Annotated in this window: 17 protein-coding genes; 8 read left to right on the forward strand and 9 right to left on the reverse strand. The window is 72.5% G+C overall.

What is annotated here, in order from left to right; translation table 11 throughout:
- The first annotated feature begins 20 nt into the window (after window positions 1-20).
- The 5 genes from CG747_RS43570 (at window position 21) to CG747_RS43590 (ending at window position 5,112) form a co-directional block, all read left to right on the forward strand.
- Window positions 21-872 (forward strand): universal stress protein, encoded by an 852-nt coding sequence (locus tag CG747_RS43570; protein ID WP_100607421.1) that lies wholly within the window; start codon window positions 21-23, stop codon window positions 870-872.
- 94 nt (window positions 873-966) lie between these two features.
- Window positions 967-1,353 carry a hypothetical protein gene (locus tag CG747_RS43575; protein ID WP_100607422.1) on the forward strand — a complete coding sequence of 129 codons (387 nt, stop codon included), beginning with the start codon at window positions 967-969 and terminating at the stop codon, window positions 1,351-1,353.
- Complete coding sequence (locus CG747_RS43580; RefSeq protein ID WP_100607423.1) at window positions 1,341-3,089, forward strand: V-type ATP synthase subunit A; 1,749 nt, start codon at window positions 1,341-1,343, stop codon at window positions 3,087-3,089. The genes CG747_RS43575 and CG747_RS43580 overlap by 13 nt, the downstream gene beginning before the upstream one ends.
- Window positions 3,086-4,486 carry a V-type ATP synthase subunit B gene (locus CG747_RS43585; protein WP_100607424.1) on the forward strand — a complete coding sequence of 467 codons (1,401 nt, stop codon included), beginning with the start codon at window positions 3,086-3,088 and terminating at the stop codon, window positions 4,484-4,486. Before CG747_RS43580 ends, CG747_RS43585 begins: the two co-directional genes overlap by 4 nt.
- Entirely contained in the window at window positions 4,483-5,112 is a 630-nt protein-coding gene (locus CG747_RS43590) for a V-type ATP synthase subunit D (protein ID WP_100607425.1), read from the forward strand. The genes CG747_RS43585 and CG747_RS43590 overlap by 4 nt, the downstream gene beginning before the upstream one ends.
- A 49-nt stretch (window positions 5,113-5,161) precedes the next feature.
- Here the strand turns inward: CG747_RS43590 and CG747_RS43595 are convergent, their stop codons facing one another.
- The 6 genes from CG747_RS43595 to CG747_RS43620 form a co-directional block, all read right to left on the reverse strand.
- Window positions 5,162-6,040, reverse strand: coding sequence for a universal stress protein (locus tag CG747_RS43595; RefSeq protein WP_100607426.1), 879 nt, complete (start codon window positions 6,038-6,040; stop codon window positions 5,162-5,164).
- 151 nt (window positions 6,041-6,191) lie between these two features.
- Entirely contained in the window at window positions 6,192-7,562 is a 1,371-nt protein-coding gene (locus CG747_RS43600) for a Ni/Fe hydrogenase subunit alpha (RefSeq protein WP_100607427.1), read from the reverse strand.
- Window positions 7,559-8,362: an oxidoreductase gene (locus CG747_RS43605; protein WP_257981150.1), complete on the reverse strand. Its 804-nt coding sequence runs from the start codon at window positions 8,360-8,362 to the stop codon at window positions 7,559-7,561. The genes CG747_RS43600 and CG747_RS43605 overlap by 4 nt, the downstream gene beginning before the upstream one ends.
- 1 nt (window position 8,363) lies before the next feature.
- Window positions 8,364-9,164 carry an FAD/NAD(P)-binding protein gene (locus CG747_RS43610; protein ID WP_100607439.1) on the reverse strand — a complete coding sequence of 267 codons (801 nt, stop codon included), beginning with the start codon at window positions 9,162-9,164 and terminating at the stop codon, window positions 8,364-8,366.
- A 20-nt stretch (window positions 9,165-9,184) separates the two neighbouring features.
- A complete protein-coding gene (locus tag CG747_RS43615; protein ID WP_257981151.1) occupies window positions 9,185-9,664 on the reverse strand; it encodes a Crp/Fnr family transcriptional regulator in 480 nt (159 codons plus the stop codon).
- Window positions 9,661-10,815, reverse strand: coding sequence for a 4Fe-4S dicluster domain-containing protein (locus CG747_RS43620; RefSeq protein ID WP_100607429.1), 1,155 nt, complete (start codon window positions 10,813-10,815; stop codon window positions 9,661-9,663). The genes CG747_RS43615 and CG747_RS43620 overlap by 4 nt, the downstream gene beginning before the upstream one ends.
- 172 nt (window positions 10,816-10,987) lie before the next feature.
- On the opposite strand from CG747_RS43620, the gene CG747_RS43625 reads away from it, so the two are divergent.
- Window positions 10,988-11,491 (forward strand): hydrogenase maturation protease, encoded by a 504-nt coding sequence (locus tag CG747_RS43625; protein ID WP_100607430.1) that lies wholly within the window; start codon window positions 10,988-10,990, stop codon window positions 11,489-11,491.
- Between the two features lie 177 nt (window positions 11,492-11,668).
- Entirely contained in the window at window positions 11,669-11,938 is a 270-nt protein-coding gene (locus tag CG747_RS43630; RefSeq protein ID WP_100607431.1) for a dsRBD fold-containing protein, read from the forward strand.
- Between the two features lie 167 nt (window positions 11,939-12,105).
- Here CG747_RS43630 and CG747_RS43635 read toward each other — a convergent pair whose 3' ends face one another.
- Window positions 12,106-12,543, reverse strand: coding sequence for an Hsp20/alpha crystallin family protein (locus CG747_RS43635; RefSeq protein WP_100607432.1), 438 nt, complete (start codon window positions 12,541-12,543; stop codon window positions 12,106-12,108).
- A 280-nt stretch (window positions 12,544-12,823) separates the two neighbouring features.
- Entirely contained in the window at window positions 12,824-13,498 is a 675-nt protein-coding gene (locus tag CG747_RS43640; protein ID WP_100607433.1) for a CBS domain-containing protein, read from the reverse strand.
- Between the two features lie 183 nt (window positions 13,499-13,681).
- Between CG747_RS43640 and CG747_RS43645 the strand changes: the two genes are divergently transcribed.
- Window positions 13,682-14,566 (forward strand): universal stress protein, encoded by an 885-nt coding sequence (locus CG747_RS43645; protein WP_180985988.1) that lies wholly within the window; start codon window positions 13,682-13,684, stop codon window positions 14,564-14,566.
- 209 nt (window positions 14,567-14,775) lie between these two features.
- On the opposite strand, the gene CG747_RS43650 is transcribed toward CG747_RS43645, so the two are convergent.
- Window positions 14,776-14,992: transposase family protein (locus CG747_RS43650; protein WP_308303854.1), on the reverse strand; the 217-nt coding region annotated here is incomplete at its 5' end.

Here is a 14,992-nt window from a genome sequence, read left to right on the forward strand (position 1 = left end):
CGCTCCGCAGGAGGCATGACATGGGCGGCTCGGTCCTCGTCGGGCTGGACGGCACCGGCAACAGTGAGCCGGCGGTGCGCTGGGGCGCCGAGGAGGCGGCCGTCCGCAACCTCCCGCTGCACCTCCTGCACTCCTGGGTCTCCCAGCCGTGGTCGGTCTCCCTCGTACCGGAGGACGCCGACCGGCGCCGGTACGGAACCGAAGTGCTCCGGCGGGCCGAAGCCACGGCCAGGGATCTGCATCCGGGGATTCCGGTGAAGGTCGAGCAGGTCGCCGAGGAGGCCGCGGACGCGCTGGCGGAACGCAGCGGGGAGTGCACGCTGCTGGTGCTCGGATCGCGCGGGCACGACAGCATCGCCGGCTTCCTGCTGGGCTCGGTGAGCCTGCGCGTACTGGGCCGCGCGAAGTGCCCCGTGGTCACCGTCCGCGAGGAGGAGTCGTCCGTCGGCCCCGGCCCCGAGATCGTCGTCGGCGTGCAGGAGCCGGGCACAGAAGCTGACGCGGTGCTCGACTACGCGTTCACCACGGCCTCCGTACACCACGCTCGCCTGCACGCCGTACGCGCCCGAACAACCGCCACCGCAGTCGGCACCGACGCTGCCCGGCCGCAGGGCGAGGCGGAGTCCACGACGGCCGAGCGGGAGGCGCTCTCCGCAAGCCTCGCCCCATGGCGTGAGAAGTTCCCGGACGTCCGGGTGATCGAGGAGGTGCTCGACGGCCGGGCCGTGCCCTCGCTTCTGAGTGCCTGTGCGCGGGCCGGGCTGCTGGTCATCGGGCGCCGGACGCAGCGCACACCGCTGCCCCTCGGGCCGGCCGTACTCGCCGTGCTGCACCACTCACGCTGCCCGGTCGCGGTCGTGCCGCGGACGTGAGCCGCCGTGCCTCCCCGAGCGCCGTCACCCGCACCGCGGAGAGACTGGAAGCAGAACCGCACCGGCGGCACGGTCTACGGAAGGAGGATCGGCCATGGCCGGGTTGCGTGATCTCCTGATGCGCTTCCGTCCGGTCAGCACCCCGGGCCCGGCGGCCACCGGCGTACCCGCCGACCGCACCGCAGAGCTGGCCGCAGAATTGACGCCGTCGCTGGCCCGCCTGGACAGCACGGCCGCTGAAGCGGAAGCCGTTCGGGCCGCGGCACGCCGCGAGGCCGACCGCATCCGCCGGGACGCCGCCCGCCGCGCGGAGGTCATCACGGCCCGTGCAAGCGCCCGCTCCGAGCGCGTCACCGAGCACCCACTGGGCGGGGTGATCGGCGCGGCCGGCGGCCGGAGCGCGGACCTGAGCCTGGACGCCGTGGCCCTCCGCGTGCTCGATGACGCCAGTGCCGGGATCGAGTCGTTGTGGCAGCCCTGACAGCGGCGGAGCAGGCTGCTCGTCCGACTGCGGCCGCCCGCATCCTGCGGGTAGCCGGGCCGCTCGTCGAGTTGGAGGGCACGACTCGGGTCGCCATGAACGACCTGGTACTGCTCGGCCGGGCGCGAGTGCCGGCCGAGGTCGTCGCGATCACCACGTCCCGGGTCACGGTGCAGGCGTACGAGTACACCGGTGGCCTGGCACCGGGCGAGCCCGGACTTCCGCTGGGCGCACCGGTCCGCGCGCGGCTCGCTCCGGGCCTGCTCGGCGGGGTGTTCGACGGGTTGCTCCGCCCACTGGCGGCCTTCGGGGACCGGCTCGCGCCCGGCACCGGCACGGACGCGCCCCCGGTACGCCGCTGGGCGTTCGACGCGGCGGTCGCCCGGGGCCAGGAGGTGGGCGAGGGCAGCGTGATCGGGGAAGCGGGAACCGGGGACGGGCCGCGGACCCGGATCCTCGTGCCGCCGGGCTGTGCGGGTGAGGTCAGGTACGTGGCCGACTCCGCCGAGTACCCGGAGGACGCGGTGCTCGCCGTGGTCGGCGACACCGAGATCCGGTCGGTGACGCACTGGCCGGTGCGCCGGCCGCGCCCGGTGCGCGAGCGGGTCCCCGCACGCACTGCGCTGGCCACGGGACAACGCGTGATCGACCTGCTCTTCCCCGTGGCCCGGGGCAGCACCGTCGCGGTCCCCGGGGGCTTCGGCACGGGCAAGACGCTGCTGCTCCAGCAGATCGCCAAGTGGTGCGACGCCGACGTCATCGTCTATGTCGGCTGCGGTGAGCGCGGCAACGAAATGGCCGACGTCATCACGGAGTTCGCCGAGCTGACCGATCCACGGACCGGCGGGCGGCTCGCCGACCGCACCGTGATCATCGCCAATACGTCCAACATGCCGATGATGGCCCGGGAGGCGAGCATCCACACCGGTGCCACCGTCGCCGAGTTCTTCCGCGACATGGGGTACGACGTGGTGGTGATCGCCGACTCCACCTCACGCTGGGCCGAGGCCCTGCGCGAATTCGCCTCACGGTCCGGCGAACTGCCCGCTGAGGAGGGCTATCCGGCCGGTCTGGCCTCGGCTCTCGCGGCCTTCTACGAGCGGGCCGGGGCGGTGAACACGCTCGGGGCGGGTCCCGGCTCGGTGACCGTCCTCGGGGCCGTCTCCCCGCCCGGCGGCGACCTGGCCGAGCCGGTCACCGCGCACACCGAACGCTGTGTGCGCGGGCGGTGGACCCTCGACCGGGAACTGGCCTACGCGCGCCACTACCCCGCGCTGTCGTGGTCGCACTCGTTCTCCCGGGACGCCGACGTCCTCACCGCGGGCCCGGACCGGCAGGACTCCGCCGCCCGTAGGACCGCCGTCGCCGGGCTGCTGGCGGAGGCCGACCGGCTGGCGAACCTGGTCGATCTGGTCGGCGTCGGAGCGCTGCCGGCGCCGGAGCAGGTCAGCGTGCTGGCCGGCCGCCTGGTCCGGGAGGGGCTGCTCCAGCAGAGCGCCCTCTCCCCCAACGACGCGCACTGCACGCCGGCGAAGACGGCCGCGCTCGCCGACGCGGTGCTCGCCGTCATCGACCGGTGCCGTTCCCTGGTGGCATCCGGTACTCCGCCGGACATCGTCGAACAGGCCGATTTCACCGCCCTGTTGCGGGCCCGCGAGGAGGCGGCGCCCGACGACACAGCCACCGTGCGGGCCGCCCACGACGCTGTTCTCGCCGTCCTGGGAGAGCTCCGATGAGTCCCGAACGCATACCGGTCGAGTACACCTCGGTGCGGGAGCTGCGCGGTCCGCTCGTCGTGGTGACCGGGGTCAGCGGGGTCGGCTGGGACGAGTTCGGGACGATCGCACTGGCTTCGGGGGAGCAACGCCACGGCGTCGTCCTGGAGGTGCGCGACGACCTCGCGGTCGTCGAGGTTCTGGAAGGCACCGGCGGAATGGATCCGGCCGGGCTGCGGGTGGCGTTCAGCGGTTCCCCGCTGACGGTGCCCGTCGGCGCGGGCTGGCTGGGCCGGACCTGCGACGGCAAAGGGGCTCCGCGCGACGGCGGGCCGCCCGTCTTCGGCCGGACCTCCGCCCCGGTGGAAGGGGTGGCGATCAACCCCGTGCGCCGGCAACCGCCCGGCGAGCCGGTCCTCACCGGCATCGCCGCGGTGGACGCGCTCACCACCCTGGTACGCGGGCAGAAGCTCCCGGTCTTCTCCACGGCCGGGCTGCCGCACCTCGAACTCGCGGTGCAGATCGCCGCCCAGGCGACCACCGCCGGCGAACGGTTCAGCGTCGTCTTCGCCGGCATGGGTCTGACCCACGCGGACGCCTTCTTCGTCCGGGACGCGCTGGAGGAACGCGCCGCCGCCGGTGAACTGTGCCTGCTGCTCAACACCGCCGACGATCCGGTGATCGAGCGCATCCTCACGCCACGGCTGGCACTCACCGTGGCCGAGCACCTCGCGTTCGGCGACGGCCGGCACGTCCTGGTGGTCATGACGGACATGACGTCCTACGCCGAGGCGCTGCGCGAGGTCTCCGCGGCCCGTGGGGAAGTACCCGCCCGCCGGGCCTACCCCGGCTACCTCTACAGCGACCTGGCCGCACTCTACGAACGGTGCGGCCGCATCGTGGACCGGCCCGGCTCGGTGACCGTCCTGCCCGTCCTGACCATGCCCGCCGGGGACATCACCCACCCGGTCCCCGATCTCACCGGCTACATCACCGAAGGACAGATCGTCCTCTCCCCGCAGATCCACGCCGCGGGCGTGTACCCACCCGTGGACGCGCTGTCCTCCCTCTCCCGGCTGATGCGCAGCGGCGCGGGCCCCGGCCGGACCCGCGCCGACCACCTCGACGTCGCGGCCCAGCTCACCGCCGCGCTCGCCCGTGCCCGGCAGGCAGGTGAACTCGCCGAGCTCGCCGGGGAATCCGCCTTGAGCCCGGCCGATCGGAGCTACTTCGCCATGTACCCGGTGTACCTGCACGACTTCCTCAACCAAGGAACCGACCGCAGCCTGACACTGGACGAGTCCCTGGAGCGTGCCTGGCACGTCCTGCTGACCCTGCCGCACAGCGAACTGGGCATGCTGCCGGCCGCGTTGGTCAAGGCCCGGACCCACGAAGATCCTTCCGGGACCGGGGCATGACGGCCGCCGACCCTCCTCCCGTCGGCCGGGCCGCCCGCCTGCGGCTGCACCGCAGTCTCCAGGTCGCCACGCACGGGGCGGACCTGCTCGACCGGCAGCTCCACCTCCTACGGGCCGAGCTCTCGGACCTTCGGCGGGCGGAGGCGGCCGCCCGGAACGCATGGGAACGCCTGGTACGGGAGGCCGGCCTGTGGGAGTTGCGCGGCCTCCTGCTCAGCGGGGAGAACGCCCTGCGCACGGCCTCCGCCGTCCCGCCGGCGGAGGCCGCCGTGGCCTGGGAGGACACGCTGGGCGTGCGGCAACCCGGCCGCGCCACCGTCGTCCAGGGCACCGCGGCCCCGTCCACCGCCGTCCCCGGCAACACCGCGCTGACCCATGCCCGTACCTCGTACCGCGCGGCGGTCGATGCAGCCGCCCGGTACGGAGCCGCGTCCGCCGCTGTCCGACTGGTCGAAACCCGATTGCGCAGCACCACGGTCCGAGTCAGGGCACTGCGCCGGCACCGCATCCCGCGACTCCAACAGGACCTGGTGACAGTTGAGTCGGCCCTGGAGCAGTCGGAACACGAGGACGCCGTCCGGCGACGCTGGGCGGCGCGGCAAACCGGACCGAGCCCCGGGCGCTGACGCCTCGCTCCGAATCCGCCGGCCCCGACCTGTCCCCCAATCCGCACGGTCAGTCCGTACGGGCCTCCTGGGGCACAACCACCAACGGCCCCGGTGCGAAGTGGGCCAGCGAGCGGCTGGTGGAGCCGAGCACCATCCCGCGGAACCCACCCAGCCCGCGCGTCCCGACCACCAGACAGCGTGCCTCGGCGGCCAGCTCGCCCAGCTGCACCGCCGGCTGCCCTCTCACGACCCGCTCCCGGACCACGACCTGCGGGTACTTCTCCCGCCACCCGGCGAGTGCCTCCGACACGTCGACGAAGGACTCATGGACGGCGTCCGGCCAGTCACCATGGTGCGGCCGCCGTACCTGCACCGCGAGCAGGTCCGCGTCGTTCAGCGCGGCCTCCTCGAAAGCGAAGGCCACCGCCGGAGCCGAAGCCGGCGAACCGTCCACCCCCACCATCACCGGCCCGAGCGGGTCGTAGCGCGAGAGGTCCCCGACGATCAGCACCACCGGACACGGAGGGTGCCCGACGAGGGACCGCCCGACCGTGGTGAAGGTGACCGCCTCCCCCGGCTCGGACACCTGACGCGAGCCGACGACCAGCAGCACCGCGTCCTCCGCGGCCTCCCGCAGCATGGCGGTCGGCCTGCCGGCCTCCAGGCGGGTGGAGATCCGCAGGCCCGGCACCCGCTCGGCAGCGGCGTCCTTGTGGGTGTCGAGCAGGGATTGCCCGGCGGCCTTGAAATGCGAGGCCCAGACCTGGTCCGGTGCATCTCGCCGGCCTTTGGGAGCGGCTCCGGCGGGCCATTCCTGGGCGTGTACCAGGCACAGTTCCCGACCGCGCCGGGCTGCCGCGTCCGCCGCCCATTCCACCGCTCTGGCCACTGTCGGCGAGCGGGACACGCCCACCACCACCGGGTTGCGCGGGTCGTTGCTGCTCATGCTCCTTCTCCTCCCGGAGCCGGGCCGCCGAGGCGCCCTGACGGAACCTGTACGTCTGATCCTGACGCCCGCCGCGTCGGCACCGGTAGGGCCGGGTGGCACCGCGCAGGGCCTGGAGGACCCTCCGCCCGGGCCCGGGGGAACCCGGCGGTCAACCCCGCTCGACGGTCAGGTCGAGGAAGTGGGTGGAACAGGAGATGCACGGGTCGTGGCTGCGGATCACCCGTTCGCACAGCCCGGTCAGCTCGGCGTCGGTGGCCGGGCGGCCGGAGTCCAGGCGGTGCTGCACTGCACGCCGCAGGTCGTGCTCGATCGCGGCCTGGTTCTGGGCGGTCGGCGGAACCAGGGCGGCATCGGTGACGGTCCCGTCGGCGTCGAGCGTGTAGCGGTGGTAGAGCAGGCCGCGGGGTGCCTCGGTCGCGCCGTGGCCGGTGGCCGCCCGTGCCGGGACGTCGATGTGGGGGTGGGGCGGGGGTTCGTAGGCGTCGATGAGGCGCAGTGCCTCCTCGACGGCGTAGAGCACCTCGACGGCGCGCACGATGATGCTGCGGAAGGGATTGCGGCACACCGTTCCCTCGCGGGGGTCGCCGAGCCCGGCGTCGCGTGCGATGCCGAGCACATCGGGAGGCAGCCAGCGGCCGCTGATGGCATAGCGGGCGAGCGTCCCGGTCAGGTGACGGCGCTCGTCGAGGCGTGAGTGCAGGGCGGTGGAGTGCGGCTCCTGGCTCTCGACGACGTGCTCGGAGAAGGTGTGGACCGGAAAGGTACGGGTGGGCAGGGCACGGTCGCTGTCCGGCTGCAGGCCGGCAGTGCTCGGGGCGGGCATGACGGTGGGAGTGCCGGCGGCGATGGCGTAGGTGCCGGGTTCGGCCAGCGCGAGGAGGTCGTGGTCGCTGCCGACGTCGGGGAAGTCGAAGCCGGCCACCCAGCGCACGGTGGCCTCCGCGGCGTCTCGGGCACGCCGGAGCCGTTCCGCCAGGGGACGCAGTTCCTGCTTCGTGGGGACGCGGTGGAAGCCGCCCAGGCGGACGTTGACGGGGTGGATGGCGCGGCCGCCGAGCAGTTCCATCACCGCGTTGCCGGTCTGCTTGAGGGCGAGCCCGCGCTCGACGTGTCCGGGGTGGGTGCGGGCCAGGTCGATGACGCTGTCGTGGCCGAGGAAGTCCGGGGCGTGCAGGAGGTAGATGTGGAGGGTCTGGCTCTCGATCCATTCGCCGCAGTAGAGCAGCCGGCGCAGAGCGGTCAGTTGTCCGTCCACGGTGACGCCGCAGGCGTCCTCGATGGCGCGGCAGGCGCTCATCTGGTAGGCGACGGGGCAGATCCCGCAGACCCGGGAGGTGAGGTCGGGCGGCTCGGTGTGGGCGCGGCCGCGCAGGAACGCCTCGAAGAACCGCGGCGGTTCGTAGATCTTCAGGTGGGCTTCGGCGACCCGGCCCCCGTCGAGGCGCAGGCGCAGGGCGCCTTCGCCCTCGACGCGGGCGAGGGAGTCCACGCGCAGCACCTTGGTTTCCCGGTGTGTCACCGTTCGGCCTCCTTCCGCGACTCCGCGTCGAATTCGGGCGAGCCGGTGTTGAACGTGCGCAGCACCCGCACCACGTCGAGGGTGTCCATGCCGTCGCGGTGCAGCAGCGGGATGAAGGAGGGGAAGTTGATCGAGTTCGACGGTCCGAAGCAGCCGTAGCAGCCGCGGCCGTAGGCGGGGCAGAGGGCGCCGCATCCGGCGTGGGTGACCGGTCCCAGGCAGGGGGTGCCGTGCGCGACGGTGACACAGACCGTGCCGCGGCGTTTGCACTCGAAGCACACGCTGTGGGCGGGCACGTCGGGGTTCCGGCCGGCGAGATAAGCGGTGATGACCTCGACGAGCTGGCCGCGGTCGATCGGACAGCCGCGCAGCTCGAAGTCGACGGGGACGTGGGCGCTGATGGGAGTGGAGGTGGCGAGGGTGTCGACGTAGTCGGGCCGGGCGTAGACCACGGCCTGGAACTCCGCGACGTCCGCGTAGTTGCGCAGCGCCTGGACGCCGCCGGCGGTGGCACAGGCACCGATGGTGACCAACCGGCGGGAGGCGGCGCGGATGTGCTGGATCCGTTCGGCGTCCTGCGGTGTGGTGACTGAGCCCTCGACGAGGGATAGGTCGTAGGGCCCCGGCCCGGTGGCGCTGGACGCCTCCAGGAAGTAGCTGATCCGGAGCCGATCGGCGATGCCGAGGAGTTCGTCCTCGCAGTCGAGCAGGGTGAGCTGGCAGCCGTCGCACGAGGCGAACTTCCACACCGCCAACTCCGGTCGCCGGCCGCCCCCAGCAGGGGCATGAGGGGTTGCCACGTCACAACTCCCTTACCGCAAGCAGGGGTTCGGCACGCTTCCAGGAGACGACCGGGCCGTCGCGGCACAGCAGCAGCGGCCCGAGCTGGCAGTGCCCGCAGTGGCCCGTGCCGCAATGCATGGTGCGTTCCAGCGACACCTGGATCCGGTCCGGGGCGACTCCACGATGGACGAGTTCCCGGGCGGTGGCCCGCATCATCACCTCCGGTCCGCAGACGAAGGCGACAGTGGCCCGGGGGGCGAACTCGGCCCGGTTCAGGAGGGCCGTGACCACACCGACGTCCCCGCGCCAGCCCTCGTCCGGCCGGTCGACGGTGATTCCCACCCGCGCACCGGCGGCGCGCCAGGCTTCGACGTCCCGGGCGCAGAGCACGTCGCCGGGTGTGCGGGTGCCGATGAGGACGGCCGGTCGGCCGTACCGGCGGGGTGCGGCCAGTGCGGCGCGGACCAGCGGACGCAGCGGGGCGAGCCCCAGTCCCCCGGCCACGACCACAAGGTCGCTTCGGTCGGCGGCCGGCAGCTCCCAGCCGACGCCGAACGGCCCGCGCACCCCCACCGTCGCACCGGGCCGCAGACCGTGCAACGCCCGGGAGACCGCACCGACCGCGCGGATCGTGTGGGTCAGCCGGTGGCCGTCCAGGCCGCTCAGCGAGAGCGGGATGTCCCCGACCCCGAAGGCATACACCATGGCGAATTGGCCTGGGACGAACGCCGGGAGCGGATCCGCCTCCGGTTCGAGCACGAGCTCGGCGGTGTCCGGGGTCTCCTCGGTGCGCTCCGCCACCCGGTACGGACGCGGCATCAGGTCCGGACGGGTCACGGTCACGGCGCCGCTTCCCCGGCCTGCCGCGTGCCACCGGGCGGGCCGTAGAGGTCGAGCAGGCGGGTGCGGCAGGCTCGCAGCCGCCGGCCGATCGCCACCGCGGCGACGCACCGGGTGACGGCCAGTCCGAAGGCAGGGTCCGCGTCGATCTCACCGCGGACCTGCTCGGCGTCGAACTCGTAGGCCGTGACCGGGGCCCGGGTCTGCGCGCCCAGGTGCCAGCGGTAGGGCTCGAACAGCCAGGACCAGCCCAGCAGTTCACCGGGCCCGAGGGTTTCGACGACTGCCGTGCCGCGGCCCGGCTCGTACATGTCGAGGGCAACGGTCCCGGAGCGGATGGCCCAGAACCGATCGGCCGCATCGCCCTCGTCGAAGATCCGCGTTCCCGCCGGGAAGGAGACCTCTCGGCCGAGGGCGAGCAGCCGGTCACGGTGGGCCCCCGGCAACTCCTCGAAGAAGCCGGCTCGGTGTGTGGTCACGCGGTGCTCTCCCCCGGCGGGCCGCCCGCCGCGCGCTCCGCGTTCAGCGCGTGGGCCTCCTCGGTGATGTCGATGCCGACCGGGCACCACACGATGCACCGCCCGCAGCCGACGCACCCGGAGCTGTCGAACTGGTCGAACCACGTGCCGAGTTTGTGGGTGGCCCACTGCCGGTAGCGACTGCGGCCGGAGGCGCGGACCGGGCCGCCCGGCAGATGGCTGAACTCCAAGTCGAAGCAGGATTCCCAGCGCCGCCACCGCTCGGCGTGGTCGCCGGTCAGGTCCGTGACGTCCTCGGCGGAGGTACAGAAGCAGGTCGGACACGCCATGGTGCAGTTGCCGCAGGTCAGGCAGCGTGCGGCGACGTCGTTCCAGCGGTCGGCGTGCAACGTCTCGCGCATCAGCGTCCGGAGGTCCACCTCGGGCATGGAGCGGCCCATCCGGTCGGCCGCCGCGGCGACCTTCTCACCGGCTGCGGCGGCGAGCGACTCGTCGGCCGGCAGATGCGGCAACTCCGCCAGCACCGCCGCGCCCTCGTCGCTGCCGGCCCGCGCCCAGAAGCGGTGACCGCCGCCGTCGACGACCTCGGTCAGCGCCAGGTCGTAGCCGCCGTCCACGGCGGGGCCGGCGCCCATGGACGTACAGAAGCAGGTGGCTCCCGGTTCGGTGCACTCCACGGCCACCAGGAAGGCCCGTGCGCGACGAGCGCGGTACCGGCTGTCGCTGTGCGGCCCGCCGGCCAGCACCCGGTCCTGCACGGCGATCGCCCGAAGGTCGCAGGGCCGGACTCCGAGGAACGCGTACGACGGCGGTGGGGTGTCGTCCTCGGTCACGGCCCAGGCGCCGTCCGGTCCGCGGTCGGCGCTCCACTGCCGCTCGCGCTGCGGGTGCAGGTAGGTTTTCCACGACTGCGGGCCTGCACTGTGCGCGAATGCCGCACCGTCCGCGCGGGGCCGCACCCGGTAGTGGCCGGCCTCCAGCTCCACGCCCCAGCCATAGGGCAGTTCATCGCCGTCGGTGAGTTCGTCCAGCACGATCGCTCCGTCACGCGCAGTGGGACCGATGACGGTTCGGCCTCGGGCGGCGAGGACGCGGATCAGCGCCGCCATCCCTTCCACCCCGATCACCGCGGTGGTTGCCTCGCCCGTCATCGGCCGCCTTCCGGTGCAGATCGCGTCAACGCGGTCAGTATGCGACCACTCGCCTCCGCGGCTCGGCCGACAGACTGGGATGTGCTCCATACAGCGCTGCGGGTCGCCCGGACGGCCCTCCGGGCGGTGCCGGACGGCTCCGCGACGACCCGGCACGGGGAAGGCCGAGTCCATGGACCAGTACCCCGGTTCCCCCACCCGGATCGCCGTGATCGGCATCGGCAACGACCACCGCCGCGACGACGGCGTGGGCTGGGTGGTCGCCGCCGAGCTCGCCGGGCGTCGGCTCCCCCACGGCGTCACGGTCTTCCGCACCGACGGGGAGCCGACCCGGCTCATCAGCGCCTGGGAGGGCGCGCAGCGGGCGATCGTCGTGGACGCGGCCCGCTCCCACCCGCCCCGGCCGGGCCGCATCCACCGGCTCCGGCTTCCTGAGGAGCTCCCGTCAGGACCGTTCCACGGGACCAGCTCGCACGGTTTCGCCCTCGAACATGCCGTGGAGCTGGCCCACGTGCTGGGCCGACTGCCCGGGGAACTGGTCGTTTACGCCGTGGAGGCGGCAAACACCGGCCCGGGCACGGCACTGTCGCCGGCGGTCGCCGCTGCGGTCCACCCGCTCGTCGCACGGATCGAACGGGACCTCGCGGCCCGCCGTGGCCCGGATACCGGAAGCTGAGGTCGGCACCCGCACTGCCACCGCAAAGCGAGGCGACGAGGGGCCGGTCGGCTCATGGACCCGGGCGCTTCAGCCCTGTTGGGCTCCGGTGCATCGCGCCCACTCTGGCGATGATGCCGCTTGGCCCACAGCACACTCAAGCCGACGGGACCGGCCGACCACCGCAGGAGGTATGTCATGGCCAGGACCCTCGAGTGGAAGGTGCGCCTGCACCTCTTCGAAGAGGGCAGCAGCACGAAGGCGCACGTGGTCCTCGACACCGGGACCACCACCCTCACCGGGCGCGGCACCGCTCGGGGCGACCCGCGGGGCCCGAACGTGCCCGAGATCAGTGACGAACTGGCGGTCAGCCGTGCGATGAAGGACCTGGCCGGGCAACTGGCGCGCACCGCGTCCGACGACATGGAGGACATCCGGGAGTCGCTGCGGCGCTCGGTGGGAGGGTGACCACATGGCGCAGGGCCGGGAGTAGTCGCCCAGCGACAGCGCCTCGGCCCTGCCCGGCTCCTCGTTACCGTACGTGAAGGCCCGACGCCGCATCCGTACCGTCGTCCCCTCGACCGCCCTGCGATCATGGAATACGTCGCACTTTCCAGACGGCACCGCCAGTGGTCTCAGCCGGTCTGCCCCTCCCGGGTAACGGGGATCTTGGTGGTCTCGCTCTTCGTCTCCTCCAGCGGTACCCGGACGGTGAGGATGCCATCGGTGTAGTCGGCGGTCGCCCGGTCCCCGCGAGCCCCGGCAGGCAGCCGCACCGCGCGGGCGAACGAACCGTAATGGAACTCGGAGCTCTCCTTGGTTTCCGCGCGCTCCTCGCGCTCGGCACGGATGGTCAGGAAACCACCTGTGACGTCGATCTCCAGGTTCCGCTCCGGGTCGATGCCCGGCAGCTCCGCTTTGACCTGGTACGCATCCCCTGTCAGGTGCTCCTCTATACGGATCTCGTGCGTGCCGAAGTGCCACGGCCCGCCGAGGATCCCGCTTTCCAGCCGGTCGAACATGTCCTGCATCGAAAGGGTCCGCGCCGGATGGCGTTGCAGTACGTTGCCCATCGTTTCGCTGCTCCTCGGTCAAGATGGCCACGGGACGGTGGAACGCCCCTCGCTGTCGAGCCTGCGCCACGGCCCACTGCCGGCCAATGAGCCGTTGGGCGCTGCGCCCTGGGCCGAACGGCCCACGGCGCGACGAGGGAAACCGAGGGCCGGCGGAATCCACCGCTCATGAGGTGCTCATGGCGCCTTGCCCTTCCCCAGACATCGTCCTATTCCGCCGACGAGCCGAGGCCGCGCCTTCCGCGCTACGCCCGGCGTGCCGCGCAGCCAGGGCCTTCCCTCAGCCGGCCACCATCCGCCGCTCCGCCGCCGAAGCCGTGTGGACGTCGAAGGTCACGTCCACGACGCCCTCCACCGCCCGCGCCAGACGGGCCGCGACGGGCAACAGCTCGCTGTCGCGGATCGGTCCGCGCAGCGTCACCACGCCTTCCTCGACGTTCACTTCGACCTTCTTGTTCGTACCGGTGAACAACCGGTCGACGATCTCCGTCCGTACTTCTTCCGCCAAGTCCGCGTCGGAGCGCAAAAAGACCTTCAGCAGGTCGGCACGGCTGACGATGCCCTGCAGCAGGCCTTGGCTGTCGACCACGGGCAATCGCTTGACGGACTTGCGGGCCATCGTCCGTGCGGCCTGGGCAATGGTGTCGCCGGCGTGCGCGGTCAGCGCCGGGGTGCTCATCAACTCGCCCGCCGTAAGGCCGCCCGCCTTGCGCAGGTCGTCCAGTCGTTGGTCCTGCTCCATCCGGTCCGGGTCCGCGTTCCGGAACTCCTCCTTGGGCAGCAGGTCGGCCTCGGAGACCACACCGATCACCCGCCCTTCCCCCGCGAGCACCGGCAGGGCGCTCACCTTCCACTGCTCCATGGTTTCGATGATCTCCTTGAAGCGGGCCTCCTGACCGACGGCGACCACCGTCTGGGTCATCACGTCGCTGACCGTGTGCGGGGTGTGCGCCATGACGCCGTCTCCTCACTACGACTGTCGCCCCCAGACTGCGACACTTACAGCCTGCGCCGGCCCGCCCGCCTCCAGCAGGGGCCGACCGGACCTCCTGCGGGCCCGGCGGCCCCTTCCACGGAGCGAGCGCACCGCGGCAGTCTGCGGGGGACAACCCACTCATCCGCTGCTTGGGAGGTCCCCATGACGCGCCCCGTGGCCGTTGGCGTGGACGGCTCACCCGCCAGCCTGGCCGCCGCGGACTGGGGTGCCCGCGAAGCGCTCCTCAGGGATCTGCCGCTGCGACTGGTCCATGCCTGGGAGTGGCAGCCCTACTCCCACGCCCCGCCTGCCGGGTTGGAGGCCGTCCGCCGCTGGTCGGAGGGCGTCCCGCAGGAGGTGACCGATCGGTTGCGGCGGCTCCACCCGGACCTCGACATCACGGCTGACTTCGTCATCGGCCCACCGCGCCAGGTGCTGTGCCGAGCCGGGAAGGACGCCGAAATCCTGGTGATCGGCTCGACCGGGGTGGGCAGGGTCGCCGGCTTCCTGCTCGGTTCGGTCAGCATGGCCACCGTCGCACACGCCGAGGCGCCCGTCGTCCTCGTACGTGCCGGGTTCTCCGTAGGACAACCTCTTTCCGGCGCGGCGCCTGGGCCGGCCCCTCCGGTGGTCCTCGGGTTGGATCTCAGCCGACCCTGCGACGAGGTGATCGCCTTCGCCTTCGAGGCAGCGGCCGTACGCACCGCGACCTTGACGGTCGTGCACGGCTGGAACCCACCGCCGTATGACCTCTACGGGCTCGGTGCGGCGTTGAGGTTCGGCACCGACCTTTCGGCCGACGAGCGGGAACGCATACGCCAGGCACTGCAACCTTGGCGAGCACGCTATCCAGGCGTGGACGTGACGACACAGGCCGTCATCGGTGAACCCGCACGCCACCTGCTCGACGCCGCCGTCCACGCCGCGCTCGTCGTCATCGGACGACACCGCCACATGACACGGCCTTCGCTGCCGCACGTCGGGCACCTCGCGCACGCCGTCCTGCACCACTGCCCGGCTCCGGTCGCGGTCGTCCCACACGACTGAGAGCTGCGCGTCAGCGGGCGGGTTGTCGGGCGGGAGAACTCAAGCGGTGCAGGACGGCGTGCGCGCTGGTGCTGGAGACAGCATCCCGCGGCGCCCACATGACGGATCGCCTCCGAAAACATTCTCAGCTCCCGGTGATTGAGGCGAAAATCCGGACCGGGCACGGACCAACGCACCACCGACCCGGCAACAGCGAGCGTTTTCCAACCTCACGCTGATGCGTGGTGAAGGACCAGGACGGCTTTCACGACGTCGGTGATGCGGTTCGTGCTGCAGCGAAGCTTGCGAAGGAGACGCCAGTCCTTGAGGGTGGCCATGGTCTGCTCACCGACGCAGCGGTTCTTGGCGTGGGTGGTGTTGTGGCGGCGCTTCCATCGCTTGAGACGGCGGCCTCGGAACGGAACCCGGACGGGCCCGCCGGCGTCT

It is taken from the genome of Streptomyces sp. CB02959 (assembly GCF_002803155.1).
GTDB lineage: Bacteria > Actinomycetota > Actinomycetes > Streptomycetales > Streptomycetaceae > Streptomyces.

What these genes read in the sequence shown, in the direction of transcription:
- CG747_RS43635 (WP_100607432.1), bottom strand. Translation starts at nt 12,543, where the DNA reads ATGGGCAACGTACTGCAACGCCATCCGGCGCGGACCCTTTCGATGCAG.
- CG747_RS43625 (WP_100607430.1), top strand. Translation starts at nt 10,988, where the DNA reads ATGGACCAGTACCCCGGTTCCCCCACCCGGATCGCCGTGATCGGCATC.
- CG747_RS43620 (WP_100607429.1), bottom strand. Translation starts at nt 10,815, where the DNA reads ATGACGGGCGAGGCAACCACCGCGGTGATCGGGGTGGAAGGGATGGCG.
- CG747_RS43585 (WP_100607424.1), top strand. Translation starts at nt 3,086, where the DNA reads ATGAGTCCCGAACGCATACCGGTCGAGTACACCTCGGTGCGGGAGCTG.
- CG747_RS43645 (WP_180985988.1), top strand. Translation starts at nt 13,682, where the DNA reads ATGACGCGCCCCGTGGCCGTTGGCGTGGACGGCTCACCCGCCAGCCTG.
- CG747_RS43630 (WP_100607431.1), top strand. Translation starts at nt 11,669, where the DNA reads ATGGCCAGGACCCTCGAGTGGAAGGTGCGCCTGCACCTCTTCGAAGAG.
- CG747_RS43590 (WP_100607425.1), top strand. Translation starts at nt 4,483, where the DNA reads ATGACGGCCGCCGACCCTCCTCCCGTCGGCCGGGCCGCCCGCCTGCGG.
- CG747_RS43570 (WP_100607421.1), top strand. Translation starts at nt 21, where the DNA reads ATGGGCGGCTCGGTCCTCGTCGGGCTGGACGGCACCGGCAACAGTGAG.
- CG747_RS43595 (WP_100607426.1), bottom strand. Translation starts at nt 6,040, where the DNA reads ATGAGCAGCAACGACCCGCGCAACCCGGTGGTGGTGGGCGTGTCCCGC.
- CG747_RS43640 (WP_100607433.1), bottom strand. Translation starts at nt 13,498, where the DNA reads ATGGCGCACACCCCGCACACGGTCAGCGACGTGATGACCCAGACGGTG.
- CG747_RS43610 (WP_100607439.1), bottom strand. Translation starts at nt 9,164, where the DNA reads ATGCCGCGTCCGTACCGGGTGGCGGAGCGCACCGAGGAGACCCCGGAC.
- CG747_RS43575 (WP_100607422.1), top strand. Translation starts at nt 967, where the DNA reads ATGGCCGGGTTGCGTGATCTCCTGATGCGCTTCCGTCCGGTCAGCACC.